Origin of the sequence: Vibrio quintilis, from assembly GCF_024529975.1 — a bacterium.
Lineage (GTDB): Bacteria > Pseudomonadota > Gammaproteobacteria > Enterobacterales > Vibrionaceae > Vibrio > Vibrio quintilis.
Genome location: NZ_AP024899.1, coordinates 22,352 through 45,141, shown reverse-complemented (window position 1 = coordinate 45,141; position 22,790 = coordinate 22,352). Strand labels below are relative to the sequence as shown.

General features: G+C 44.1%; 23 protein-coding genes and 1 other RNA gene. 15 read left to right on the top strand and 9 right to left on the bottom strand.

Annotated features, from left to right (window positions below):
• Nucleotides 1-362 precede the first annotated feature (362 nt).
• The 4 genes from rpiA to OC443_RS26275 form a co-directional block, all read right to left on the bottom strand.
• On the bottom strand, nucleotides 363-1,019 hold the full coding sequence (rpiA, locus tag OC443_RS26290; protein ID WP_073583820.1) for a ribose-5-phosphate isomerase RpiA: 657 nt from the start codon (nucleotides 1,017-1,019) through the stop codon (nucleotides 363-365).
• A 78-nt stretch (nucleotides 1,020-1,097) separates the two neighbouring features.
• Nucleotides 1,098-1,706 (bottom strand): 5-formyltetrahydrofolate cyclo-ligase, encoded by a 609-nt coding sequence (locus OC443_RS26285; protein WP_073583818.1) that lies wholly within the window; start codon nucleotides 1,704-1,706, stop codon nucleotides 1,098-1,100.
• A gap of 34 nt (nucleotides 1,707-1,740) precedes the next feature.
• Nucleotides 1,741-1,924, bottom strand: a non-coding RNA gene (gene ssrS / locus OC443_RS26280) — 6S RNA.
• Between the two features lie 22 nt (nucleotides 1,925-1,946).
• Nucleotides 1,947-2,240 carry a cell division protein ZapA gene (locus OC443_RS26275; protein WP_073583836.1) on the bottom strand — a complete coding sequence of 98 codons (294 nt, stop codon included), beginning with the start codon at nucleotides 2,238-2,240 and terminating at the stop codon, nucleotides 1,947-1,949.
• Between the two features lie 373 nt (nucleotides 2,241-2,613).
• Between OC443_RS26275 and OC443_RS26270 the strand changes: the two genes are divergently transcribed.
• Genes OC443_RS26270 through OC443_RS26260 form a run of 3 tightly spaced genes read left to right on the top strand, consistent with a single transcriptional unit; the run spans nucleotide 2,614 to nucleotide 5,635 of the window.
• Complete coding sequence (locus tag OC443_RS26270; protein ID WP_073583834.1) at nucleotides 2,614-3,192, top strand: YecA/YgfB family protein; 579 nt, start codon at nucleotides 2,614-2,616, stop codon at nucleotides 3,190-3,192.
• A 36-nt stretch (nucleotides 3,193-3,228) separates the two neighbouring features.
• Nucleotides 3,229-4,404, top strand: a complete 1,176-nt coding sequence (ubiH, locus tag OC443_RS26265; protein ID WP_073583816.1) for a 2-octaprenyl-6-methoxyphenyl hydroxylase — start codon at nucleotides 3,229-3,231, stop codon at nucleotides 4,402-4,404.
• A gap of 13 nt (nucleotides 4,405-4,417) precedes the next feature.
• Nucleotides 4,418-5,635, top strand: coding sequence for an FAD-dependent 2-octaprenylphenol hydroxylase (locus OC443_RS26260; RefSeq protein WP_073583814.1), 1,218 nt, complete (start codon nucleotides 4,418-4,420; stop codon nucleotides 5,633-5,635).
• Nucleotides 5,636-5,711: 76 nt separating this feature from the next.
• Here the strand turns inward: OC443_RS26260 and OC443_RS26255 are convergent, their stop codons facing one another.
• The 3 genes from OC443_RS26255 to ygfZ all read right to left on the bottom strand — a co-directional run bounded on the left by OC443_RS26255 (nucleotide 5,712) and on the right by ygfZ (nucleotide 7,634).
• A complete protein-coding gene (locus OC443_RS26255; protein WP_073583812.1) occupies nucleotides 5,712-5,918 on the bottom strand; it encodes a DUF1107 domain-containing protein in 207 nt (68 codons plus the stop codon).
• 272 nt (nucleotides 5,919-6,190) lie between these two features.
• A complete protein-coding gene (locus tag OC443_RS26250) occupies nucleotides 6,191-6,667 on the bottom strand; it encodes an aminoacyl-tRNA deacylase (RefSeq protein ID WP_073583810.1) in 477 nt (158 codons plus the stop codon).
• On the bottom strand, nucleotides 6,657-7,634 hold the full coding sequence (gene ygfZ, locus OC443_RS26245) for a tRNA-modifying protein YgfZ (protein ID WP_073583832.1): 978 nt from the start codon (nucleotides 7,632-7,634) through the stop codon (nucleotides 6,657-6,659). The genes OC443_RS26250 and ygfZ overlap by 11 nt, the downstream gene beginning before the upstream one ends.
• 145 nt (nucleotides 7,635-7,779) lie before the next feature.
• Between ygfZ and OC443_RS26240 the strand changes: the two genes are divergently transcribed.
• Entirely contained in the window at nucleotides 7,780-8,040 is a 261-nt protein-coding gene (locus OC443_RS26240) for an FAD assembly factor SdhE (protein WP_073583808.1), read from the top strand.
• Nucleotides 8,041-8,441: 401 nt separating this feature from the next.
• Here the strand turns inward: OC443_RS26240 and nadB are convergent, their stop codons facing one another.
• Nucleotides 8,442-10,052 (bottom strand): L-aspartate oxidase, encoded by a 1,611-nt coding sequence (gene nadB, locus OC443_RS26235; protein WP_073583806.1) that lies wholly within the window; start codon nucleotides 10,050-10,052, stop codon nucleotides 8,442-8,444.
• A gap of 476 nt (nucleotides 10,053-10,528) precedes the next feature.
• Between nadB and rpoE the strand changes: the two genes are divergently transcribed.
• The 11 genes from rpoE to acpS all read left to right on the top strand — a co-directional run bounded on the left by rpoE (nucleotide 10,529) and on the right by acpS (nucleotide 19,733).
• Nucleotides 10,529-11,101, top strand: coding sequence for an RNA polymerase sigma factor RpoE (gene rpoE, locus OC443_RS26230; protein ID WP_073583804.1), 573 nt, complete (start codon nucleotides 10,529-10,531; stop codon nucleotides 11,099-11,101).
• Between the two features lie 31 nt (nucleotides 11,102-11,132).
• Nucleotides 11,133-11,762 (top strand): RseA family anti-sigma factor, encoded by a 630-nt coding sequence (locus OC443_RS26225; protein WP_073583802.1) that lies wholly within the window; start codon nucleotides 11,133-11,135, stop codon nucleotides 11,760-11,762.
• A 14-nt stretch (nucleotides 11,763-11,776) separates the two neighbouring features.
• A complete protein-coding gene (gene rseB, locus OC443_RS26220; RefSeq protein WP_073583800.1) occupies nucleotides 11,777-12,745 on the top strand; it encodes a sigma-E factor regulatory protein RseB in 969 nt (322 codons plus the stop codon).
• On the top strand, nucleotides 12,742-13,212 hold the full coding sequence (locus tag OC443_RS26215; RefSeq protein ID WP_073583798.1) for a SoxR reducing system RseC family protein: 471 nt from the start codon (nucleotides 12,742-12,744) through the stop codon (nucleotides 13,210-13,212). Before rseB ends, OC443_RS26215 begins: the two co-directional genes overlap by 4 nt.
• Nucleotides 13,213-13,341: 129 nt before the next feature.
• On the top strand, nucleotides 13,342-15,135 hold the full coding sequence (gene lepA, locus OC443_RS26210) for a translation elongation factor 4 (protein WP_073583796.1): 1,794 nt from the start codon (nucleotides 13,342-13,344) through the stop codon (nucleotides 15,133-15,135).
• Nucleotides 15,136-15,230: 95 nt separating this feature from the next.
• On the top strand, nucleotides 15,231-16,127 hold the full coding sequence (lepB, locus tag OC443_RS26205) for a signal peptidase I (RefSeq protein ID WP_073583794.1): 897 nt from the start codon (nucleotides 15,231-15,233) through the stop codon (nucleotides 16,125-16,127).
• Nucleotides 16,128-16,155: 28 nt separating this feature from the next.
• Nucleotides 16,156-16,833 (top strand): ribonuclease III, encoded by a 678-nt coding sequence (gene rnc, locus OC443_RS26200; protein ID WP_073583792.1) that lies wholly within the window; start codon nucleotides 16,156-16,158, stop codon nucleotides 16,831-16,833.
• A complete protein-coding gene (era, locus tag OC443_RS26195; protein WP_073583790.1) occupies nucleotides 16,826-17,797 on the top strand; it encodes a GTPase Era in 972 nt (323 codons plus the stop codon). Before rnc ends, era begins: the two co-directional genes overlap by 8 nt.
• Nucleotides 17,798-17,859: 62 nt before the next feature.
• Nucleotides 17,860-18,591, top strand: a complete 732-nt coding sequence (gene recO, locus OC443_RS26190) for a DNA repair protein RecO (RefSeq protein WP_073583788.1) — start codon at nucleotides 17,860-17,862, stop codon at nucleotides 18,589-18,591.
• A complete protein-coding gene (gene pdxJ, locus OC443_RS26185) occupies nucleotides 18,588-19,328 on the top strand; it encodes a pyridoxine 5'-phosphate synthase (RefSeq protein ID WP_073583786.1) in 741 nt (246 codons plus the stop codon). Before recO ends, pdxJ begins: the two co-directional genes overlap by 4 nt.
• Nucleotides 19,329-19,331: 3 nt before the next feature.
• Entirely contained in the window at nucleotides 19,332-19,733 is a 402-nt protein-coding gene (gene acpS, locus OC443_RS26180) for a holo-ACP synthase (RefSeq protein ID WP_073583784.1), read from the top strand.
• 116 nt (nucleotides 19,734-19,849) lie between these two features.
• Here acpS and barA read toward each other — a convergent pair whose 3' ends face one another.
• Nucleotides 19,850-22,633, bottom strand: a complete 2,784-nt coding sequence (gene barA, locus OC443_RS26175; RefSeq protein ID WP_073583782.1) for a two-component sensor histidine kinase BarA — start codon at nucleotides 22,631-22,633, stop codon at nucleotides 19,850-19,852.
• Between the last annotated feature and the right edge of the window lie 157 nt (nucleotides 22,634-22,790).

Here is a 22,790-nt window from a genome sequence, read left to right as displayed (position 1 = left end):
ATCGTCCTTAATTAGAAAAAGTAGACAATGATTAAACACAAGGTAACGGCTCGTTAATCAGCAATGTTTAGCTTTTTAGCGACAGGCAAACGTTTTCCTTGTGCGTTTTCTCGTCATAAAGTAACAAAAAATTATGTCTTTGGGTAAGAAATTTACGTCATAAGGCATAATGAAGTTTACAGTTAATAAAGACAGAGTCAGAAACTACTGTCAAATAACCGGAAACTATATGTTTTACGCTGTATTTAATGCGTATACAAGCAATTCTTAATGAAATGATTTGATGTGAAATATAAGGATATTATTAGTGGTAATGGCCGCTTCTGAGGTATTGCAGAAGCGGCTGAAGGTGTTTTCGTATTTTAGCTGTTAATGCGTGCGCCATCGGGTGTACCAATGATGATGACATCAGCGCCTCTGTGGGCGAAAAGACCGTTAGTCACAACACCCGGAATGTTATTGAGGGTTACTTCAAGCGCTTTTGGATCGGTAATGTGAAGATCGTGAACATCGATGATGATATTTCCGTTGTCTGTGATGACGCCTTCACGGTAAACCGGTTTTCCACCCAGTTTGTTTAATTCACGTGAAACCTGTTCCCGGGCCATTGGGATAACTTCAACCGGAAGCGGAAACTGACCAAGTACATCGACTGTTTTTGTGTTATCAACAATACAGATAAACTGTTCTGAAATCGCAGCGACAATTTTTTCACGGGTCAGTGCCGCACCGCCACCTTTTATCATATCCCTGGCTGGATTGATCTCATCAGCGCCATCGATGTAGACATCCAGTTTTTCTATGTCATTACAATCATAAATCCGGATGCCCAGCGCTTTTAGTTTTTCAGTCGACGCGACAGAACTGGATACAGCACCTTTGATATCATCTTTCATTGAACCAAGCGCATCAATAAAGTGATTGACCGTTGAGCCGGTTCCGACACCGACAATACTGCCTTTTTTGACATACTTCAACGCAGCCCATCCTGCCTCTTTTTTCATTTCATCCTGGGTCATCATCGTCTCCTGATTTGTGGTCGCTGTGTGTGGTTCATTCTGAACACCGGGTATTTCAGGCGGCGATTATAGCGACATTCAGTTTGATTCCCAACTCCATATTTTGGTGGGAGTAACAATTTTAGGCAGTGGTATATCCCAGGATGCTACCGGAAGTTGATCAACATACTGACAATCATGCGCTAAACCGACCATCGTGGGATTTTGTTTTACTTTTTTCCAGTCAGCCAGAGTACGATCATAATAACCGCCACCCATTCCCAGACGTTGCCCGGTGGCATCAAATCCGACAAGCGGCGTGAAGATCAAGTCCAGGTACTGAACAGGCAGGACGTCATCTTTCTTCAGCCGGGGTTCTTGTATACCGTAGCGGTTAGCGACCATTTGAGTCTCGTTATCATACTTTAGAAACAGGAGGTGTCCCGGTGAGACAGGGTGGATAACCGGAAGGTAAACAGACTTTTCCTGTTGCCATAGCCACTGAATGATCAGTTGTGTATCCAGTTCTCCATCTGAGGATAAATAAAGTGCAATATGTTGACTGGCTTCAACTTCAGGTAATTGCCTGCATTGATGTATCAATTGATGAGCCGCATTTTGCTGAAAATCTGATGTTAACTGATTTCTCTTTTTTCTGATCTCAGTTCTGAAGTTTGAGCGGGCACTCAGGGCGTTATACTCTGGCATGATTTTTCCGGATAGAATCATAAAGTTGAATTGAAGATACCCCAGAGTGCCGTCGCAGATGTTGGACCCTTGAACCAGCTGGTTCAAGGCGGATCAGGATTGATAACCGTAGGCTTCTCGGTTCAGGCCGAGCTTGCTCAATAGCTATCAGATACTAACCCTTAGGTATTGCTTATCGGCTCAGGGACTCACTCCGCTGACGCACACTCCAGGGTAAATTTTTTTGCCGGATTCTTTGCCTTATTCGGGTTGAGAGCTCCGGCGAAGTGCATCTTCCAGTGATGCTGATAATCTTTCAATACGCTCAGACAAATGGTGAGATGCCTGATTTTTTTCCTGCAATTCATAACAGATGTTCAGCGCAGCAATCGTCAATAAATTGATTTCATTCGTCACTTTGGTTTTTTCAGACATCATCTGTAAACGATCATTGAGTTCCTGAGCTGCCTGAATCAGCGATTCTTCCTGCCCCGCCGGACAATTTACCCGGGTGATTTTTCCTAAAATCTTCACGTCAACCGCTTGATTACTCATGATCAATGAACTCGTAACAAAACTGTTATGAATGATAATATTCAACTTCCCGATACAGGTATGGATAACACAAGTATGGTCCAGTTTTTCCGGACTCACACAAGTCCTGTTCACAAATCACAGGCTATTGTCTCATCCTTATTATCGTCAAGACGGAAACTATAGGTAAAGCCATCTTAAGATTCAAGTCTTTCCAGTGAGATCAAGGTCAATGGCTGGTTAAAAATACAGACCCTGCCTAAATCTTGAGTAGGTTGATTGTACTTTTCGGTATTTTGTTCACCTGATGCCGTCAATATTCCGGATTTTACATTTCGGCGATTTATCTGAAATGGTAGGATGATAGTTCTTTTCCCTGATAGTGATCCTGAAAATGAGTAAGACAAAGTTACCTGATTATCTGTTTTTTTCAGATACGTTGAAGTCGGCAAGTCTGGCGGTTACCCCGGCAGAGTTGCATGGTTTACTGACCGGCATGTTGTCCGGCGGGCTGAAAACAGATGACGGCAGCTGGCAGCCTTTATTATTTGATTATACGAGTGAAGGGATGGCCTGGACTATGACGGCGTTGTCTCTGGCGGAAAAAGTAATGACGCATACAACAGACGAGATGAATGAAGATGACTTCAGGTTATCTCTTGTATTGCCTGAAGCTGAGGTTGATGCAGCTTTAGTGGAGAAAGCTGAAGCTGTCTCTGAATGGGTCAATCACTTTATTTCCGGTCTGGGGCTGGCACGGCTGGATGTCAAATCCCTTTCTGAAGGATCGAAAGAAGCATTGGGAGATCTGGAAGAGATAGGTAAGCTGATAATCGATGAAGAGGATGATTTGAATGAACAGTCACTTCTGCTTGAACAGGTGATTGAGCATGTCAAAGTGTGTGTCCTGACGATTCATGCTGAGTGTGGCGCTCACCGTGAACCGCAGAAGAAAAACCCAACGTTACATTAATTCAGTCAATTCTTATTTTATTTCCGGGGGCGTTGTATGCAGCTGTTTGATATCGTTATTTCTGGTGGAGCAATGACCGGAGCAACGCTCGCTTTGGCGTTAAATCAACGTTTTAACGGGCGCCTGAAGATTGCAGTTGTCGAAGCTTTTGACCCATCAGAGCAAGAGCATCCCGGCTTTGATGCGAGATCCATTGCTTTATCTGATGGTACGGTGCGGATTCTGCAGGCGTTTGATCTCTGGGAGCATATTTTTCCTTATACCACACCGATTCAGCATATTCATGTTTCCGATGCCGGGCATGCGGGAATGGCTGATATTGAACCGGAACACGCAGGTCTTTCTGCATTAGGTTATGTGGTTGAGTTAGCAGATGTTGGCCGGATTTACACTGAGCTTTTAAGGCAGTGTTCATCTGTTTCGCTTTTTTGTCCACAGCAGATAGAGCTTGTGGACAGACAGCCGGATTCAGTGACTGTCACGCTGAAAAATTTCGGGGATATTCAGGCAAAGTTGCTGGTTGCCGCTGATGGCAGCGCTTCCACATGTTGTGAATTACTTGGACACACAGCTGATGTTTATGATTTTGAGCAGTCTGCAGTGATCGCTAATGTTGCAGTAGCCCAGCCCCACTCCGGGCGGGCCTTTGAACGTTTTACTCCGAATGGACCGGTTGCTTTATTGCCTATGAAGAATGAACGTATGTCTCTGGTCTGGTGTATGGAACCCGGCCAGGCAGAAAGTATTTCCTCTGATGATGGTTTTGCTGAAAAGTTACAACAGGTTTTTGGCTGGCGTTTGGGAAAAATATTACGGGCCGGAAGCCGGGCTGTGTACCCGTTGAAACTGACGGTGCGCTCAAGGACTGTATCTCACCGGTTTGCCGTGATTGGTAATGCGGCTCAGACACTTCATCCCATCGCGGGGCAGGGGTTTAATCTGGGAATCCGTGATGTGGCGACACTTGTTGAATGCCTTGAGCAACAACAGCCGGGAGATGTTGGTGATATTGCCGGATTGTTGAAATATCAGGATCGCCGGTGTTCCGATCGCAATCAAACTGCCGGAATCACTTCTTCACTGGTTAGTCTTTTTTCGAATCAATGGGTTCCGGCAGCAGTCAGCCGTAATCTGGGGTTGATGTTTTTTGATCTGGTTCCCTTACTTCAACAGCCTTTGCTGAAACGTACGCTGGGGCATGTTATCCGTTAAAAGGTTTGTGTAAATGATACAAAGTTTTGATATAGCTATCGTCGGCGGAGGCATGGTGGGCCTGACTCTTGCTGCTGCTTTAGAGCAAACAGATTTAAGAGTCGCTGTCATTGAAGGAAAAGAACCTTCGCCTGAGCTGAATGATGTGCCCGATATCCGGGTTTCTGCATTGAACCGGGCCAGTGAGCATGTGTTTAAGAATCTGGGTATTTGGGAAGGTATTCTTCGCAGGCGGGCGGCAGAATACCGGCGTATGGAAGTGTGGGAAAAAGATAGTTTTTCCCGTATTCAGTTTGACAGTGATTCACTTGGGCAGCCTGATTTAGGCCATATTGTTGAGAATCGGGTCATTCAGCTGGCAGCGTTGGAGAAAGTCAGGCAGCTACCTAATGTTTCATTGTTGATGCCCGCCCGTTGTCAAAGTCTGGCTGTCGGAGAAAATGAAGTCTGGCTGACGCTGGAAAGCGGAGAGTCATTAACCGCGAAGCTGGTTATTGGTGCTGATGGTTCTCAATCCTGGGTCCGGCAACAACAGGATATACCGCTTACTCACTGGGATTACGGTCATCATGCAATTGTGGCGACTGTCAGAACGAGTGAACTGCACCATCAAACTGCCCGACAGATTTTTACACCTGATGGTCCGCTGGCTTTTTTACCATTATCTGAACCTGATTTATGTTCTATTGTCTGGTCCACTGAACCAGATAAAGCAAAAGTGTTGATGGAAATGGAGCACAACTATTTTTGTCAGCAACTTTCTGCCGGGTTTGATTGCCGGCTGGGGATGTGCCAACTTGTGAGTGAACGGGCGGTCATTCCTCTGAAAATGCGTTATGCGCGGGATTTTGTGTCTGAACGGGTTGCTTTGGTTGGCGATGCCGCTCATACCATTCATCCTTTGGCGGGACAGGGAGTGAATCTGGGGCTGCTGGATGCAGCGTCACTGGCACAGGAAATTATTGGTTTATGGCAACAGGGAAAAGATATTGGAGTCCATAAACATTTACGGCCTTATGAACGCTGGAGAAAAACAGAAGCTGCAAAAATGATTGCTGCGATGCAGGGACTGAAAGAGACTTTTGATGGTTCATTTCCTGTAAAGAAACTGCTTCGGGGTGTTGGAATGACTGTGATGAATCAATTACCGGGTGTGAAACATGAAATGATGCTGAGAGCTTTAGGTATACGGGGTAATTTACCTGAATTAGCCGGCCCGGGGGATAATTAGGGAAGATTTATCAGGGCAACGTTCTTGGATTTTTCTGTTGCCCTGGTGAAGCGTTAGCCGGCGTGAATTCGTTATGTTATATATGCACGAAGCGTAGTTTCATGATTTCCTGATTGACTTCTTTTACTGTCCTGTAGTGACGCTGTTCTGCTTTTTCCGGCAGGATTAATTTGCCATTATCAAACTCAAACTTTCCAATACCATAAATATAGATTCTACCTTTAAAAAGACGACTTACATGTTTAGCAATCATACCTGGTGTATAGCGCTTAAACAGTCTCATATTTGTATCCTTTTATGTATCACGCACCTGTAATTATATTCAGTTTTTAACAAAGTAATGTGACTATTCTGGTTAAAAATATGAAAATTTATAATCAAATTAAATTTTTGTGCTGCACACTACATATTTAACAGAATTAAATGAACTTTTGGTGGTGTGGTTGTCGTATTTAAAAGGCTGTCTTTTCAGTAGCCTGCAGACACCACCGGTTAACAAACCGCACACATTAAGCCGGATAAATGTGACAATCAGATAACATTGGTTCAAATTTTTCAGCGATGGATTTCAGTGATGAGCGGGTTAACGAGTGTAATCAGATCTTGTGAAGACATTGCGATTCCGGCCGTCAGGTGGCCGCTGCTGATTGTGATTTCCTGTTCTTTCCGGATTGCAGGATCAAACAGAACCGGGAGTGTCGTTTTCAACAGTAAAGGTGTGACGGTACCGGTGTGGTAGCCTGTGATTTGATAAACATAATCGCTATTGGCACATGTCATCCGTTTCCAGCCCAGGTGAGCCCTTACTTTTTTCGGATCTACAGACAGATGTCCCGGTACACAGGCGAGCGCATACCGGTCATCCATATCTCTGAGTAAAATACATTTTACCATCTGTCCGGGCCGGATACCCCGGAGTCGTGCAGCTTCTTCTATCGTGGATGCCGGTTTATCCTGTCGCAGCAGACGGTGATTAATCTGCTGCTGACGAAGAAATGCGAGCAAAGGTGTTTCTTTGAAATTATTCGTCATCTTCTTCTATGCTGTACGGTAAGGGATGTATTGACCAACGTGTGTCCGGCTGTGATTTCAGGCGGAGTACCGTGTCATTCTCCAGATTATTTGGCAGTATAATCAGTCCAATGGCTTGTTGGTCACTAAAGGTATAGCTCATTAGTAGCTGTCCTGCTGATCGCCAGTTTTCTCCTAAAGCCCGTTCTACTTCAATGGGAGATTCTGTGTCTAAAGGTTGATGAATATTTCCCTGAATAATAAACATTGAACGTTTATTTGTTCCTCTGTATTTTGCCCGGGCAATCGTTTCCTGACCGGTATAACAACCTTTTGTAAAACAAATGCCATCAACGGCCTGCAGATTAAATGCCTGTGGAATATGAAGACATTGTTCTGAGGCTGAAATGCCGGGTAACGCATCTTCGATATCAAAGCGATTCCAGAGCGATTCATCTACTTTTTGACCGCGAAATTCTGCAATGATTTTTTCCGCTTTTGGCTGTGTCACAAGCAGCATCCATCGGGTTGCGGTAATTTTTATTGCAGTACCACCTTCAACAGGCCGGACATCTGCCGGAGTGTCGTTTAAATGATCGATATATGCCTGAGCTTCCTGGCCGAACACCCCAAGTACAACTTCTTTACTGACATCTATCTCAACTTTAGAGAATATAGCGTATTTCTTCAGCTCTCTCAGTTCGGCCTCAACCGCTGATGCGTGCTGGAGCATGGCATAGTCATCATGATGGTGGAAAAGACGAAAAATGGACCAGACTTTGCCTTTTGGATCGCAATGTGCACCAAAAGTTGAGTCTTGTTCAGAAAGCGTTGCTACATTACATGTGACCTGTCCCTGCAGATAATTTTTTTTATCCGGTCCGGACATGATAATCGCGTTCCATGAAGCAAGGTGAGTCAGCATTAATTCTGGTAAGTTATCATCTTGTTGATGTGGTAAATTATCAAAGGTGTTTATTGTATTCATAATCGATATCGCTTTTTCAGGCTTTTCGTCTATGTTAAAGCGGAAGTATTTTTTTGTCAGCCTGAACTGCATTGTGATTTGCTTAGTAGTTGAGATGAATTCCCACTGATAAACTTATAACAATTATTCCTGAAGAGGTTTGAAAATGTATACCAACGAAGAAAAAGCCCGGATTAAGTGGGCATGCCGGCGCGGTATGTTAGAGCTGGATGTCGTGATTATGGCATTTTATGATGAGTGTTTTGATAAGCTGAAAGAATCCGAACAGCGTGATTTTGTTTCTCTGCTGGAATGTGATGATCCTGATTTGTTTTCCTGGATTATGGGACATACACGAAGTGACAATCTGAGTCATGCATCAATTGTGGACAAAATCATTGCCTACAACCTCAGTAAAGTTCGTTAGTATCACTCCAAAACTATCCACAGGAGCATGTCTGGTAAGTTTACTTGTCATACTCCTGACATCATGGGGAATTTTATCATCTGATTTCCCGCTTTCCGTGAGTTTCTCTTTTCTCGGAGTATTCACCAAAAGCATCCTTTGTCAGTCGTTCTTAGTCGATAGGATTCGTATTCCGTTTCGTTATACAGCTTCAGGTGTTATAGCGTTTAATGACGGGCAATCTAAAGTTGTTGAACGTCTGTCAATGCTTTATGTCAGCTGGTTTCTGATTGTGATTTATCAATCCGGGGAACGGCAGTTACTCTGGCGGGACAGTTGCCACGAAGCAGATTACAGGCACTTGGTTTTATTTGAGAAACGGAGGTGTTATCACCTCCGTACTTCACATCATATGTGAAGAATTATGATTTCTGTGGTTCCAGTATTGTAGGACCACTTTGTTCCAGTTTATCAGGATAATCAAGCGTGTAATGCAGGCCTCGGCTTTCTTTTCTTTGCATTGCACATTGAATCATTAACTCTGCCACCTGCAATAAGTTACGTAATTCGATCAGGTTGTTGGATACCCTGAAATTACTATAGTATTCATGTGTTTCCTGCTGTAGTAAGTGGATCCGTCTCAAAGCCCGTTCAAGTCGTTTATCTGTCCGGACAATCCCCATATAATCCCACATAAACAGCCGGAGTTCATGCCAGTTATGTTGGATGACGACTTCTTCATCGGAGCAGGTTACCTGACTCTCATCCCAGAAAGGCGGTGATGGCGGAAGAGGGGCATCGTCAATTCTGTTGATGATATCAGCCGCTGCAGACTGTGCATACACAACACATTCAAGCAGGGAGTTCGATGCCATCCGGTTTGCGCCGTGCAGTCCTGTATAGCTGACTTCACCAATTGCATAGAGTTGCTTCAAATCGGTTTGTCCCTGCTGATTGACGATAACGCCGCCACAAGTGTAGTGGGCAGCCGGAACAATTGGGATGGGCTCTTTGGTCATATCAATGCCAAGTTCCAGTAATTTGGCGTTAATTGTCGGGAAGTGTTTTTCAATGAAATCTGCGGGTTTATGGCTGATATCCAGATACATGCAGTCGGCACCGAGGCGCTTCATTTCATAGTCAATTGCCCGGGCAACGATATCTCTGGGAGCCAGTTCTCCTCTTTCATCGAAATCGGGCATAAATCTTGATCCATCCGGGCGTTTCAGATGAGCGCCTTCACCACGAAGTGCTTCTGTCAGCAGAAAATTACGCGATTCCGGGTGGTAGAGGCAGGTTGGGTGAAACTGGTTAAATTCCATGTTGGCTACCCGGCAGCCCGCCCGCCAGGCCATTGCAATGCCATCACCAGAGGAAACATCCGGATTTGATGTGTATTGATATACTTTTGATGCGCCGCCTGTTGCCAGAACGACAAATTTAGCTCTGACCGTTTCCACATGCTCGTCATTCCGGTTCCAGATATATGCACCGATGACTTTATCCGCCTCTTCGCCGACCTTATCTCCGGTGATCAGGTCCAGTGCATTATGGCGTTCAAATACCCGGATATTCGGATGGCTCAATACATTGTCCTGGAGGGAATTTTGCATTGCCATTCCGGTTGCATCAGCGGCATGTAAAATTCTCCGGTGGCTGTGTCCGCCTTCCCGGGTGAGATGATATTTTGGTTTGGATTCTTGACTATCTTCATCTAAATCGAACGGGACACCGCCATCGATTAGCCACTGAACACACTTTTTAGCATTTTCGGCAATGAATCTGACCGTCTTTTGTTCACAGAGCCCGTCACCAGCAATGAGTGTGTCCTGAACATGGGAATCAACGCTGTCAGATTCGTCAAATACGGCAGCGATTCCCCCTTGTGCATAGTATGTGGCGCCTTCGCTCCAAGGCCCTTTACTCAACACGATAACTTCTGATGTACTTGCGATACGCAAAGCAAGAGACAACCCCGCTGCACCACTTCCTATAACCAGCACATCGCACTGATGTTCCCTAGTTGCATTCATAAATTCGTTTTCCCAATAATCAGCAAGAGTATATTATTATCCGGTTTGGTTAAGCACCGTCTTAAATCAGAACACTGATATTGCTTCCCTCTACTGGATGTTTGCCCGTTTTATCCTAATGACGCTGTCTATAGTTCTTATCATCCATATTTATAATATTTTTATCACCATGTCAGATGGCATTCTTTCAGTCTGAGCAGAGGATGGCTCTTGTCTGGTCCGGTACTTTGAATTTATGATTTGTGATCAATTCTGTGACTTTCCATTTATTTTGAAAATAAAACGACAACATATTCAATGAGTTGACTTCTGCTCTTTTATGAAAAGAATTTTTATATCGGGGGAACTATTTTTTTTCGTAAGAGTCTCATTATACTGCTCATGTCAGCAGTGGTGTCAATACTACATTTTTGAATGTATAAACCCCCTCATCTATAGCGATGCGCGGGGAGCAAATTATAGGAGTGTACGCTCGAATGCACGAGCAGTTAACCGATCAAGTATTGATTGAGCGAATTCAAAGTGGTGATAAGCAAGCATTTAACCTTTTGGTCACGAAGTACCAGAATAAGGTGTGTAACCTTATCGCAAGGTATGTGAATAATTCAGGTGATGTGGCTGATGTAGCCCAGGAAACATTTATTAAAGCATATAGAGCTATTCCTTCGTTCCGCGGGGAGAGTGCTTTTTACACCTGGCTCTACAGAATTGCTGTAAATACTGCTAAGAATTATATCGTTGCACAAAGCCGGAGGCCTCCTGCGAATGATATTGATGCAGAAGACGCAGAATATTATGAAAATGACAATATTCTGAAAGAAATATCGAACCCTGAAAATATTACGCTGTCCAAAGAGTTGAAGCGTGCTGTTTTTGCGGCTATAGATGCATTACCAGAAGATTTAAAGACCGCAATGACGTTAAGAGAACTCGATGGTCTGAGTTACGAAGAAATTGCTGCGGTGATGGATTGTCCTGTTGGAACGGTACGATCCCGGATTTTTCGAGCACGAGAGGCAGTAGAAAAGCGTATCAGTTCGCTTTTATAGTGTCTGACTTATCTGAATGATGGTGGATAGAATGGCTGATAAAGAAAAAATTTCGGCGCTCATGGACGGAGAACTGATCGATAAAGCGTTAATTAGCGAGTTATCAGGTGATCAGGACGGAGTGAAAGTATGGCGCAATTACCATTTGATTGGTGATGTGATGCGCGGGGATACACTCCATAGTGAATGGGACATTGCTGAGCAGGTCTCTCTTGCACTGGAAAAAGAACCGGTACATAACCAGTTTGGTAAGACTGAGAATACAGAACATTTAGACATCACTTTTACTGAATCTCAGCCTTCACCCGCTCAAGCCAGAAGACAGCTTCCTGCCTGGTTGGGGCAGTTGGGACAAGTTGCTATCGCTGCTTGTGTTTCATTGGCTGTCGTTGTTGGTGTTCAGCAGTACAGTGGTGATGAAAATTCACATATTGCGGGTCATGAGCAGCAGCCACCGGTTCTGCAAACCATTCCTCTTGCCGGTTCTGCTGAACCAGTGAGTTTGACCCGGGAGTCGGTACAAAGACAAGAGTCTGCGAAACGCTATCAAACTGAAACGAACATTCAGGAGCAGCGTCGGCGGATCAATGCAATGCTGCAGGATTATGAGCTTCAGTTAAAATTAAATAGTGAAAATTCTAATCATTCTAGTGGTCACTAAGAGTTAGTTATTGAATGAAAAAATTTCTGGTCAGTGTTATCGCGCTGTTCAGCATGAATACATCAATAGCCTTTGCTGATGATTTATCAGCAGAGGCTTTGTTACTTCAGATGAATCGCGCCAGTCAAAAACTTAATTATGAACTTTCTTATATTCTGATCAAAAAGAATGGCATTGAGCCATTGCTTTATCGTCATGCCGTTGAAGAATCAGAATCCTTTGCTCATCTGATATATTTAAGTGGTCCTGTCCGGGAAGTTATTCGGCGTGGTAATGAAGTGAGCTACATTGAACCTGGAATTGAGCCATTTACGATCGAATCTGGTCAGATGGTTGCCCCGACAATCCCTTTGTTAAACAGTAATATTCAGCACCTCAGCCGGTTTTATGATTATGTAAAAATAGGCCGGGGCAGGGAAGCGGGCACATCTTGTCAGGTCGTGCGGGTTGTTCCTAAAGATGGTTTACGCTATTCGTACGTACTTTGGGTCGATGAAATCAGTCATTTACCTTTGAGAGCTGATTTAGTTGACCGGGATGGTGAAATATTAGAGCAGTTCCGGACCATTTCTTATTCTGTTAGTAATAAACTTGTGGCGTTGATGCGCAACCTGAATAAGGTTCAGCTTCCGGGTGTGTTATCTTTGCCTGAGAACAAAATGAAGCAAAGTTTTTGGCAAGTGACTTGGGTTCCGGCAGGATTTGTTGCTAAAGAACTGAATCGTTATCGTATGGCTGTGACGAAAAAAGTGGTCGAAAGTCAGTTATTCTCTGATGGCTTATTTAGTTTTTCAGTCTATATTTCTGATAAGGATAATTATTCCCTGAAAAATCAGCTGATTCGGCAAGGCAGAAGGACTTTGCACAGCTTGGTCATCGGTGATAATGAAATATCAGTTATCGGTGATATACCTCCTGAAACAGCGAAGCGAATTGCTAAGTCAGTCGCGTTTCAGAAAAAAAATGGAGTAAAATCGCCATGATGACAGCTTTGGCTACAGTTGCTGATGTTCACCCCTCAAAAGATGGGTATGAGGTCAAGCTGAGTTGTGAACAGCAGACAAGTTGTAATCATTGCGCGTCTTCTGCCAGTTGTGGTACTGGTATCGCCTCTAAGGCGATCGGGAATAAAAAGCTGATTTGGTATCTTGATACATCAAAGGAACTGAAACCAGGTCAAATGGTAGAAATTGGTTTTCCTGAGAAAAGTTTATTGCAATCGGCATCCTTAGTGTATCTTTTTCCCCTGTTCATGCTGATTTTCGGTGCTTTTACAGGGGAATACATCATCTCTCCATTTTTTCATCATAATGAACCCTCTGTCATTTTTACATCGGTGTGTTTTATCGGATTAGGGGTATGGATTTCGAAACTCATGTCGAAGCGGCTTGAAGCCCGTACCCGGAATGAGGTGACTTTGCTGCGCGTTTTGGGGGAATCTGTTCTGTAAGTTAAATCTTATGGTGCGAATCTATTTTAAATTCGGTAAAATCGCCCAACTTTACTGGAATAGAACTGTAGCGATACAAAGTACATTCTTTTTCTTTCACAACTGTAAGAGTTTATTCACCTTAATTCTATGAAGCACATTCGCAACTTTTCGATTATCGCCCATATTGATCATGGAAAATCTACCTTGTCTGATCGCTTGATTCATGTTTGCGGTGGATTAACTGACCGTGAAATGGCCGAGCAGGTTCTTGATTCGATGGATCTGGAGCGGGAACGTGGTATCACTATTAAAGCTCAGAGTGTGACACTGAACTACAAGGCCAAAGATGGTGAAGTTTATCAGCTGAACTTTATCGATACTCCGGGGCATGTGGATTTTTCATATGAAGTATCCCGTTCTCTGGCAGCTTGTGAAGGTGCTTTGCTGGTTGTTGACGCGGGTCAGGGGGTTGAAGCTCAGACGCTGGCGAACTGCTATACCGCGATCGAAATGGATCTGGAAGTCGTTCCTATTCTGAACAAGATCGATTTACCTGCGGCTGAACCTGAACGGGTAGCTGAAGAAATTGAAGATATTGTTGGTATTGATGCCATTGAGGCCGTTCGGTGTTCTGCTAAAACCGGGATTGGTGTAGAAGATGTACTGGAAAAAATTGTTTCAGATATTCCACCGCCTGAGGGTGATGCTGACGGTACACTACAGGCTTTGATTATCGATTCCTGGTTTGATAATTATCTTGGCGTTGTGTCTTTGGTCCGGATTAAAAATGGCGTGCTGAAGAAGAATGAAAAAATTAAAGTGATGAGTACCGGTCAGGTCTGGGGCGTAGATCGTTTAGGTATTTTTTCACCTAAGCAGGAAGATACAACAGAGTTAAAAACCGGTGAAGTTGGCTGGGTTGTTTGTGGTATCAAAGATATTCTTGGTGCACCGGTTGGTGATACGCTGACATTGGCCAAAAATGGATGTGAAACTGCCTTACCTGGATTTCAGAAAGTAAAGCCTCAGGTTTATGCCGGCCTGTTCCCTGTTTCATCGGATGATTATGAAAACTTCCGGGATGCTCTGGGTAAGCTGAGCCTGAATGATGCTTCATTATTTTATGAACCGGAAACGTCGGCTGCACTTGGTTTTGGTTTCCGTTGTGGCTTCCTGGGAATGCTGCATATGGAAATTATCCAGGAGCGTCTGGAACGGGAATATGATCTGGATTTGATTACAACTGCACCTACAGTTGTATATGAAGTTGAAAATACAGATGGTGAAACCATTTATGTGGATAGCCCGGCCAAATTGCCTGCTGTGAATGATATCCATGAAATTCGTGAGCCGATTTCCCGTTGTAATATTTTAGTTCCGTCAGATTACCTGGGGAATGTGATTACTTTATGTGTCGAAAAACGTGGTATTCAGGTGGATATGGTTTATCACGGGAATCAGGTTGCATTAACCTATGACATTCCGATGGCCGAGGTTGTGCTGGATTTCTTTGACCGGCTGAAGTCGACATCCCGTGGTTATGCGTCACTGGACTACTCATTCCAACGTTTTGAAACCTCTGACATGGTTCGGGTTGATGTATTACTCAATGGTGATCGTGTTGATGCACTGGCAATCATTACGCATAAAGAGCAGGCGCAATCGCGTGGTCGTCTGCTGGTTGAAAAAATGAAAGAATTCATTCCGCGCCAGATGTTTGATATCGCGATACAGGCTGCAATTGGTAACCATATTATCGCCCGTTCTACTGTCAAGCAGTTGAGAAAGAACGTATTAGCAAAATGTTATGGCGGCGATGTCAGCCGTAAGAAAAAACTGTTGAAGAAACAGAAAGAAGGTAAAAAACGCATGAAGCAAATAGGTAATGTTGAATTACCGCAGGAAGCGTTCTTGGCTATTTTGCATGTTGGTAAAGAATAATCCGATATTTTGATGAAATGCGACAACAACAATAAATTAATAAGTGAAAGTGCTTCGGCGCTTTCACTTTCGTCTTTTTAAACTAAGGGAAGTTTATGGCGAATACATTTTCACTTATTTTAGTTTTGGTCACTGTTGTTACAGGCATTATCTGGGCTCTGGAAAAATGGGTCTGGGCTAAAAAACGTCAGTTAAAAATTGCTGAAATTCAGTCTCAGACAAATGAGCTCGATGTTTCTTTGGCAGAGAAGGTCATGCCGCAGCCCTGGTGGGTTGAAAATAGTGTATCAATCTTCCCCGTGATTGCTTTGGTTTTAGTGATTCGTTCTTTTATTTTTGAACCATTTCAAATTCCTTCCGGTTCGATGAAACCCACATTATTAGTCGGAGACTTCATTCTGGTTGAAAAATTTGCTTATGGGTTGAAAGATCCGGTTATGCACTCAACGATTGTCGAAACAGGAAAGCCGGAACGTGGTGATATTGCTGTTTTCAGATATCCGCCAAATCCATCTGTGGATTACATCAAACGGGTCGTTGGTTTACCGGGTGACATTATCCGTTACAGCAATGAGAAACAGTTGTGCATTCAGCCCCGTAATGAATCAACCTGCAAACCAGTTCCTTTGTCTGATGTACAGAAAAGTAAGTTAGGCACAAAAGGGATGACTTTACTTCAGTTGAATGAAAAATTAGGCGATGTTGAACACCATATTCTGATTAATCCATGGCGCCCTGTGCATCCACAAGATTATCAACCTCGTCCCGGAGTCAGTGAGTGGATTGTTCCTGAAGGGCACTATTTTATGATGGGTGATAACCGGGATAATAGTGCTGATAGTCGCTATTGGGGGTTTGTTCCTGAACGTAATCTGGTAGGAAAAGCAGTTGCTATCTGGATTAGCTTCGAATTTAACCGGGGTGCGGATAGTGCTCTGCCTTCCTGGATTCCTACTAACGTGCGATTTAATCGCGTTGGCCGTATACACTAGGGCTTATAACCCTTAATGATGAGAAGATATGAATTCTCCAATTCAAAACCTTGAAAGAAAACTCGGGTATGAGTTTCAAAATAAAGAACTACTGGACTTAGCACTGACGCACCGCAGTGCTAACAGCCAGCACAATGAGCGACTGGAATTTCTGGGCGATTCAATTTTAAGTTTTGTCATTGCTGACGATTTGTATCACCGTTTTCCTAAAAGTAATGAAGGTGATATGAGTCGCATGCGGGCGACCTTAGTGAAAGGAAACACTTTGGCTGAGTTGGGCCGGGAGTTTGAGTTAGGAGATTACTTAAAATTAGGTCCAGGTGAATTAAAAAGCGGTGGATTCCGACGGGATTCGATTCTTGCTGATGCTGTAGAAGCGATTATCGGGGCAGTTTATCTTGATAGTGACATTGAGGTTGTCCGCCGTATTATTTTGCAATGGTATGACGTTCGGCTGAATACAATCAAGCCGGGTGCATCGCAGAAAGATCCTAAAACGCGCTTACAGGAATATTTACAGGGCCGAAGAAATCCGCTGCCTGTCTACACAGTGACTAATATTAAAGGTGAAGCGCACAATCAGGAATTTACTGTATCGTGTGAAGTTGCAGGTATTCAAATACCTGTTATCGGGAAAGGCACAAGTCGACGTAAAGCCGAACAGGCTGCAGCGGAGCAAGCACTAGAGCGATTAACGAATGGCTGATGATAAAGACGAATTTGATATTGATGCATTTTTTGCTTCAGAGTCAAAAGAAGAGAGTCAACCTGAGAACCAGCATTGTGGTTTTATCGCAATCGTCGGGCGGCCTAATGTTGGCAAATCGACTTTACTGAATCAACTTCTGGGCCAGAAGATCTCTATTACTTCCAGAAAACCGCAGACGACCCGCCACCGGATTATGGGGGTGGAAACGACTGGGGATTATCAGGCGATTTATGTGGATACTCCCGGACTTCATATTGAAGAAAAGCGCGCGATAAACCGCTTGATGAACCGGGCTGCAAGCAGTTCATTAAGTGATGTGAATCTGGTTCTGTTTCTGGTGGAAGGCACACACTGGACCAAAGATGATGAAATGGTCCTGAATAAGCTGAAGAAGGCCAACTTCCCGGTCGTGCTGTGTGTGAATAAAGTTGATAATGTCAAAGATCGCAATGAAGTGATGCAGCATATGGCGTCTTTAACTGAAAAAATGGCATTTATCGATGTGATTCCTGTTTCAGCGAAGCAAGGCAAAAATATTGACGTGATCCGCCAGCATGTGCGGGAACATTTACCAAAAGCTGTGCATCATTTTCCTGAAGAGTATGTCACAGACCGTTCTCAGCGTTTTATGGCATCAGAAATTCTCCGGGAAAAAATCATGCGTTTTACCGGGGATGAATTACCTTATTCTGTCACAGTTGAAATTGAACGGTTTGATTATAATCCGGAGACAGATGGTTTCCATATTAATGGTTTAATTTTGGTTGAAAGAACCGGCCAGAAGAAAATGATCATTGGTAAAGGTGGTGAGAAGATCAAAACGATTGGTCGTGAAGCCCGTCTGGATATGGAAGAGCTTTTTGGCAGAAAAGTGTTTCTGGAAACCTGGGTGAAAGTTAAATCTGGCTGGGCAGATGATGAACGTGCATTGAGAAGCTTAGGCTATATCGATGATTTATAGGTTGTGAACGTTCGTTGGCTTATTCATTTAAATCTGCTTTTTAAAATGCAGGAATTCCTGAAATGTCAGAAACCCAGTTGCAGCGATGTTTTGTTTTACATCGTCGCCCCTACCGTGAATCAAGTCTGATTATTGATGTCTTTACGGAAGAATACGGACGTTTGACTCTGCTGGCTAAAGGCGCCAGAAGTAAGCGTTCCGTATTGAAAAGTGTTTTACAGCCGTTTGTTCCTCTGTTAATAAAGTGGTCGGGTAAAGGGCAGATGAAGACACTTCGTCAGGCTGAATCTATCAGTCTGGGTTTACCTTTGACCGGCATTCATTTATATTCCGCTCTGTACGTGAATGAACTGTTGGTCAGGCTTATCCCTGCCGAGGCATCACAGCCTGGTTTATTTTATGATTACCTTCAAGTTTTAACCGAGTTAGTCCAGAATCCAAATCCTGAACCTGCCCTGAGACGCTTTGAACTGTCTTTACTGACTGCTTTGGGATATGGGGTCGATTTTCTGCATTGTGCAGGAACCGGCGAACCCGTTGACCCGGAAATGACTTATCGCTACCGGGAGCAAAAAGGATTTATTGCATCGGTCAGAAGGGATCATTTAACTTTTACCGGTGCTGAGCTGATTGCTATCAGTGAAAGACGTTTTATGACACCAGGACAGCTTCAGGCCGCGAAGCGTTTTACGCGAATTGCCCTGAAGCCTTATTTGGGCGGAAAGCCATTAAAAAGCCGGGAGCTATTTATATCTCAGTCCGGTCTATTCAAAACACGGAGTAAAGGAAAATGAGTTCAATTCTTTTAGGTGTAAATATCGATCATATAGCAACGTTGCGAAATGCACGCGGAACGAAATATCCGGATCCCGTCCATGCCGCTGAAGTCGCTGAACGGGCTGGTGCTGACGGTATTACCATCCATTTAAGAGAAGATCGTCGCCATATCCGTGACCGGGATGTCCGAATCTTAAAAGAGACAATCCAGACCCGGATGAATCTTGAGATGGCAGTTACCGATGAGATGGTTGATATCGCCCTTCAAACAAAACCTGATTTTGTCTGCTTAGTTCCTGAAAAGCGGGAAGAACTGACAACAGAAGGTGGACTGGATGTTTTGGGGCAGCAGGACAAAGTGAAAGCTGCAACTGAAAAGATGACAGAAGCCGGAATTAAAGTTTCTTTGTTTATTGATGCGGACAGAGAGCAAATTGACGCAGCAAAAGCTTGCGGCGCACCTTATATTGAATTACACACCGGTCATTATGCTGATGCGGAGAGTCAGGAAGCGCAGCAGGACGAATTAAAGAAAATTGCTGCCGCCGCAAGCTATGCAGATAGCCTTGGGTTAATGGTCAATGCGGGCCATGGGCTGACTTACCATAACGTTGCTGCGATTGCGGCTTTACCTGAGATGCATGAGCTGAATATCGGGCATGCTATTATTGGTCGCGCGGTTTTTGATGGTTTAAGCAAAGCTGTCGCTGATATGAAAAAAGAAATGCTTGAAGCACGTTATCAGGTGAAATAAGCCATGGCAGTGACAGGATTCGGGACAGATATTGTTGAGATTGACCGGATTAAGCAAGTGGTATCAAGAGCCGGGGATAGTTTTGCCCGGCGTATTTTAACTGATGCTGAAATGCTTGATTATGAAAAATCAAAGTCTCCGGAACGTTTTCTGGCAAAGCGCTTTGCTGCAAAAGAAGCCGCTTCAAAAGCTTTGGGAACCGGGATTGCCCGGGGCGTTACATTTCATGATTTCACAGTTTCTCATGATGATTTGGGAAAGCCCGTGTTGAACCTGAGTGGTACAGCGGCATCTCTTGCAGAATCTCAGCAGGTCAATTCAGTTTTTTTATCGATTTCAGATGAACGGAATTATGCTGTTGCATCTGTTATCTTTGAGTCATCTGTTCCGGGACATTCTTTGTAGCAAACCGTTTCTGTTGCAATATTTCTCTGTCACAATTCCTCTTTGTCACAAACAGTCCGGCCCCTGCAACAGAGACTTATTCTTTCTTCTCTCCGGAATGACTCTTCTGATTTATCTTACGTTTCAAACGAGTCCAGCAATTCCCTGGCTGCGATTACAACTTTTTCCATTTCATCCTGAAGTTCAAACAGTTCGGGTTCCAGTGATGAAATGTTATGACCGGAGCGTAATGATTGTTCCAGTGTCGCACAGATTTTTTGTAACCGGGGAACACCGCTATAAGAACAGCTGCCGTGTAGTTTATGGATGTGGTGCAGAAGAAGCTCCGGATTAGGTTCTTCATGAATCACATTTTCTATGACCAGATGAACCTCCGGGATGGAATCCACCAGCATTGTCAGCATATCTTTGGCTAAATCCACTTTATTCGCTGCCTGATAAAGGGCTGAGGACCAGTCAATAATCGTATCTTGAGCTTCGGGGGCTTCTTTATTCCGGACTGGTGGCTGGTGTGATGCAGAGGATAATAACTCACGGGGATTTTGGTTCCACTGGATGAGCACCTGCTGCAGGATATGTTCTTCAATTGGTTTAGTCAGATAGTCATCCATCCCTTCGCTCAGAAGCCGGTCCCGCTCGCCAACAATTGCATGTGCGGTAACTGCAATGACTGGTGTTGTTTTGTTCTGAGGTAATAGCTTGATTTCTTTACAAGCCGTCACGCCATCTTTTTGCGGCATCTGAATATCCATAAAGATCAAATCAAACTTTTGCTTTTTCGCTTCATTAATCGCTTCCTGACCATCGGTGCAACTGATGACTTTGTCGACTCTTTCCTGAAGTAATGCTGTAATGAGCTTCAGGTTTGCCTCATTATCATCAACAGCCATGACGGTTAGCGGAAGCTTTTCGGCGGTTGCCTCTTCAGGCATGACTATTTGAAGGGATGGTAAAACCGGACTGGCATCAGTCATCATCTGGAGCAATTTTTTCTTCGTCACCGGCTTTGTCATACACTTCACCGGATAGTGGGTCATCAGATGATCTGCCAGCGCCAGCTCGGTACTCGGGATACCAACCAGGACGATTTTTGCGCAGGAGAGAGACTGCCGGACAAGTTGTTCAGCTTTTTCCGTGATAATCTTTTGTGTCGGTGAAAAATTCAGAATGACGTAGTCATTCTGTGGTACAACTTCAGGAAATTCAGCCATATGACTGACAATGATACCTTCCTGAATGAGTGCCTGCTGAATGAAGGAAGCTGATTGTATGTGTGGTTCAAGCAGTAATACTTTTTTTCCGGTAAGCAGATCAGGCGTATACCAGTCACTCATAGTAATTTCTGTTGTATGTAACCTGATGGTGAACCAGAAAGTTGACCCGCGGTGGAGTCGGCTGGTTAAACTGATTTCTCCGCCCATCTGACTGACAAGTTTCTGGGTGATGACCAACCCTAAACCTGTACCGCCATAGCGACGGGAAATACTGGTATCTGCCTGTGTAAATGCCTGGAAAAGTTGAGACTGCTGTCGTTCAGAAATACCAATACCAGTGTCTTTTACCATGAATTGCAGCTCGACCAGATCATCTCTGACCGTGCGGAGCTCAACAATGATATCGATGTTTCCGCGCTCGGTAAATTTAATTGAATTACCCACCAGGTTGGTAATGACCTGCTGAATTCTGAGCGGGTCGCCGATTAATCCTGCCGGAATTTTCCGGTCAACTTTCAGGTTAATTTCCAGACCTTTCTCGTGAGCGCCCGGCGCCAGCAGATCCACGACTTCTTCAAGGCTGTCCTGTAACTCAAACGGAATGTTTTCTAATGCCAGCTTCCCGGCTTCGAGCTTGGAGAAATCGAGAATATCATTAATGATATTCAGCAGGTTATTAGCTGATTTTTCAATGGTTTGAAGGTAATCTTTCTGGCTGTTGGTCAGTTGTGTTTTCAATATTTGCCGGGTAAATCCAATCACGCCATTTAACGGTGTTCTCAATTCATGAGACATATTGGCCAGGAATTCTGATTTTACCCGGGCAGCTTCCTGAGCCCGTTTTTTCGCAATGTCCAGCTCAACGTTTTGAATCTCAAGCTGCTCAAGTGTTTCCCGCAGGTCAGACGTTGCCTGATCAATACTGTGCTGCATCTCGACATGATATTCGGATAGAGAAGCGGCCATGGCATTGATGCCATTTTTCAACTCATCGAGCTCTCCATGCATTGTCCCTTCAATACGCACATCAAGGTGTCCCCGGCGAATCCGGTCCAGCACATTCTTCATATGAGAGATAGGGCGGGTTACATCATGAAGTAAGCGGAAAGCGAAGATACCTGACAGGGTTAATCCCAGAATCAGAACCAGAATGGCTGAGAAAACTTCCCTGTATTGCTGCAATCTGAGTGTAGATAAATCCAGCTCAATCACAATATAGCCGAGTACCGGCAGCGCTTCTGTTTCGGCAGACCCTTCAATCAATCTGCTTTCAGCCAGAATCGGTGTACGCAGAATCAGTGTATTATTGTCTTTCATCTCCGTACTGCTCAGCGTCGGAATCGGTTTATCTTTCGGGTAGGTCAGCGATTCAAAATCCGGATGAAAGTTGGAGGTGACAAATAGTTCATGATGTTTATCAAAGACAGCAATACTGCGGACAAATTTTGAATTCTTCCTGTGAGCGTAACTGATCACGCGCCTGACAGATTCCCGGCTTCTGTGTTCTAAAGCTTCTTCACTGGCGATCGCCAGTGGCTCAATAATATTGGTGCCTTCACTGATGACCTGAGATTCAAGATCGTGATAGCGGTTGTAGGAAAAAAAAGCACTTAAAAGCAAGCCAATAATGAGTGTTGGCGCTAAAGTTAACGTTATTACACGAGCACGCAAGCCATATCTTGTCATTATTTTCTAAACATCATCGGATGGATATGGGAAAATACTCACGATTGATGAGTCCTTTCCGTAACGGTCTGTTTCATAGAGGTAGCTTAATCAAGTCAGGAGTAATTCACAATCTTTCAAATCTGGAAATAGTGAAAACGAGGCAAATTTTTTCAAA

What these genes read in the sequence shown, in the direction of transcription:
- ygfZ (WP_073583832.1), bottom strand. Translation starts at nt 7,634, where the DNA reads ATGAATACAATAAACACCTTTGATAATTTACCACATCAACAAGATGAT.
- ubiH (WP_073583816.1), top strand. Translation starts at nt 3,229, where the DNA reads ATGCAGCTGTTTGATATCGTTATTTCTGGTGGAGCAATGACCGGAGCA.
- OC443_RS26215 (WP_073583798.1), top strand. Translation starts at nt 12,742, where the DNA reads ATGATGACAGCTTTGGCTACAGTTGCTGATGTTCACCCCTCAAAAGAT.
- acpS (WP_073583784.1), top strand. Translation starts at nt 19,332, where the DNA reads ATGGCAGTGACAGGATTCGGGACAGATATTGTTGAGATTGACCGGATT.
- OC443_RS26285 (WP_073583818.1), bottom strand. Translation starts at nt 1,706, where the DNA reads ATGCCAGAGTATAACGCCCTGAGTGCCCGCTCAAACTTCAGAACTGAG.
- pdxJ (WP_073583786.1), top strand. Translation starts at nt 18,588, where the DNA reads ATGAGTTCAATTCTTTTAGGTGTAAATATCGATCATATAGCAACGTTG.
- rseB (WP_073583800.1), top strand. Translation starts at nt 11,777, where the DNA reads ATGAAAAAATTTCTGGTCAGTGTTATCGCGCTGTTCAGCATGAATACA.
- OC443_RS26240 (WP_073583808.1), top strand. Translation starts at nt 7,780, where the DNA reads ATGTATACCAACGAAGAAAAAGCCCGGATTAAGTGGGCATGCCGGCGC.
- rnc (WP_073583792.1), top strand. Translation starts at nt 16,156, where the DNA reads ATGAATTCTCCAATTCAAAACCTTGAAAGAAAACTCGGGTATGAGTTT.
- OC443_RS26270 (WP_073583834.1), top strand. Translation starts at nt 2,614, where the DNA reads ATGAGTAAGACAAAGTTACCTGATTATCTGTTTTTTTCAGATACGTTG.
- barA (WP_073583782.1), bottom strand. Translation starts at nt 22,633, where the DNA reads ATGACAAGATATGGCTTGCGTGCTCGTGTAATAACGTTAACTTTAGCG.
- OC443_RS26250 (WP_073583810.1), bottom strand. Translation starts at nt 6,667, where the DNA reads ATGACGAATAATTTCAAAGAAACACCTTTGCTCGCATTTCTTCGTCAG.
- rpoE (WP_073583804.1), top strand. Translation starts at nt 10,529, where the DNA reads ATGCACGAGCAGTTAACCGATCAAGTATTGATTGAGCGAATTCAAAGT.
- lepB (WP_073583794.1), top strand. Translation starts at nt 15,231, where the DNA reads ATGGCGAATACATTTTCACTTATTTTAGTTTTGGTCACTGTTGTTACA.
- OC443_RS26225 (WP_073583802.1), top strand. Translation starts at nt 11,133, where the DNA reads ATGGCTGATAAAGAAAAAATTTCGGCGCTCATGGACGGAGAACTGATC.
- recO (WP_073583788.1), top strand. Translation starts at nt 17,860, where the DNA reads ATGTCAGAAACCCAGTTGCAGCGATGTTTTGTTTTACATCGTCGCCCC.
- OC443_RS26275 (WP_073583836.1), bottom strand. Translation starts at nt 2,240, where the DNA reads ATGAGTAATCAAGCGGTTGACGTGAAGATTTTAGGAAAAATCACCCGG.
- lepA (WP_073583796.1), top strand. Translation starts at nt 13,342, where the DNA reads ATGAAGCACATTCGCAACTTTTCGATTATCGCCCATATTGATCATGGA.
- OC443_RS26260 (WP_073583814.1), top strand. Translation starts at nt 4,418, where the DNA reads ATGATACAAAGTTTTGATATAGCTATCGTCGGCGGAGGCATGGTGGGC.
- rpiA (WP_073583820.1), bottom strand. Translation starts at nt 1,019, where the DNA reads ATGACCCAGGATGAAATGAAAAAAGAGGCAGGATGGGCTGCGTTGAAG.
- nadB (WP_073583806.1), bottom strand. Translation starts at nt 10,052, where the DNA reads ATGAATGCAACTAGGGAACATCAGTGCGATGTGCTGGTTATAGGAAGT.
- OC443_RS26255 (WP_073583812.1), bottom strand. Translation starts at nt 5,918, where the DNA reads ATGAGACTGTTTAAGCGCTATACACCAGGTATGATTGCTAAACATGTA.
- era (WP_073583790.1), top strand. Translation starts at nt 16,826, where the DNA reads ATGGCTGATGATAAAGACGAATTTGATATTGATGCATTTTTTGCTTCA.